This is a genomic window from Microbacterium sp. CFBP 8801 (genome assembly GCF_014839455.1).
Lineage (GTDB): Bacteria > Actinomycetota > Actinomycetes > Actinomycetales > Microbacteriaceae > Microbacterium.
The window spans coordinates 1-1,736 of the sequence record NZ_JACYNU010000041.1; the positions used below are offsets into that span (position 1 = coordinate 1).

1 protein-coding gene is annotated in these 1,736 nt (G+C 70.7%); it reads left to right on the forward strand.

The genetic code is table 11. The annotated features are described in order from the left end of the window. Positions 1–83: 83 nt before the first annotated feature. Positions 84–1,655, forward strand: coding sequence for a xylulokinase (locus IFR11_RS16105; protein WP_191916850.1), 1,572 nt, complete (start codon positions 84–86; stop codon positions 1,653–1,655). The last annotated feature ends 81 nt before the right edge of the window (positions 1,656–1,736 follow it).

Consider the following 1,736-nt stretch of genomic DNA (forward strand, 5'->3'; position numbering starts at 1 on the left):
CTCATCCCGATCCCGCAGGACAAGATCGACGCCCTCTACAACCGCTACCAGAACGTCTACGGACAGAGCTCGGACGACCGCCGATGAGCACCACCATCACCGAAGGCCGGGCCTCCCTCGGCATCGAACTCGGATCCACCCGCATCAAGGCCTGCCTCATCGGCCCCGACGCCGAGGTACTGGCCACCGGCTCCCACGAGTGGGAGAACGTCTACGCCGACAAGCTGTGGACCTATTCCCTGGATGCCGTGTGGTCGGGCCTGCAGGCCGCCTATGCCGAGCTGGTCGACAACGTCCGACAGCAGTTCGGCGTCACCCCCGAGCGCTACGCCGCCATGGGTGTCTCGGCGATGATGCACGGCTACCTCGCGTTCGACTCGGATGGCGAGCTGCTGGCCCCCTTCCGCACCTGGCGCAACACGAACACGGGCGTCGCGGCGGCCGAACTCACCGAGTTGCTGGGCGTGAACATTCCGCTGCGCTGGTCGATCGCTCACCTGCACCAGGCCGTCGTCGACGCCGAGCCGCACGTCCCCGAGATCCGCTTCCTCACCACCCTCGCCGGGTACGTGCACTGGAAGCTGACCGGCGAGAAGGTGCTCGGCGTGGGCGACGCCTCGGGCATGTTCCCGATCGACTCCGCCACCCGTGACTACGACGCCGACCTCGTCGCCCGCTACGACGCGCTCGCCGCCGGCCGGCTGCCGGCCCTCCGCGACCTGCTCCCGCAGTCGCTCGTGGCCGGAGCCTCCGCGGGCAGCCTCACCGCCGAGGGTGCGGCCCTGCTCGACCCGAGCGGAACCCTGCATCCTGGCATCCCCTTCGCTCCGCCCGAGGGCGACGCCGGCACGGGCATGGTCGCCACCGGCGCCGTGGCTCCGCGCACGGGCAACGTCAGCGCGGGAACGAGCATCTTCGCGATGGTCGTGCTGGAGCGTCCGCTCAGCCAGGTGCACCACGAGCTCGACCTCGTCACGACCCCGTCGGGCGACGCCGTCGCGATGGTGCACTGCAACAACGGCGCGAGCGAACTGGCCGCCTGGGCGAACCTCTTCACCGCCTTCGCCGCCGCGGCGGGCACGCCCGTGACCCCGGATGCCACCTACGCGGCGCTGTTCGACGCCGCCCTGTCGGGAGAAGCCGACGCGGGCGGGCTGCTGGCGTACAACCACCTCGCCGGTGAGCCCATCGCGGGCCTCGCCGAGGGGCGACCGCTGGTGGTGCGCACGCCCGATAGCCGCCTGACGCTGCCGAACTTCATGCGCGCGCAGCTCTACGGCGTCTTCGGCACGCTGGCGCTCGGTATGGACGTGCTCCACGGCGAGGGGGTGCAGCTCGATCGCATGTATGCGCACGGCGGCATGTTCCGCACCGCGGGTGTCGCACAGCGCTTCCTCGCGGCGGCGCTCGATGCTCCCGTCGCCGTCGCCGAGACGGCATCCGAGGGCGGCGCGTGGGGCATCGCGGTGCTCGCGGCCTACGTGGTCGACGGCCAGGGCCGCGACCTCGACACGTACCTGCGCGAAGCGATCTTCGCCGACGCGCCGATCGTCACCGCCGAGCCCGTCGCCTCCGACGTCGCCGGCTTCTCGACCTACCTCGACCGCTATCGCGCAGGCCTCGCCGTCGAGGCCGCCGCCGTGGCATCCCTCTGATCACCCGAAAAGGAACCGTCATGACCCGCACCCCCCTCAAGAACGACCTCGACGGCTACGAGGTCTGGTTCGTCACCGGTA

Coding starts and splice junctions, on each gene's coding strand:
- IFR11_RS16105 (WP_191916850.1), top strand. CDS start 84: ATGAGCACCACCATCACCGAAGGCCGGGCCTCCCTCGGCATCGAACTC.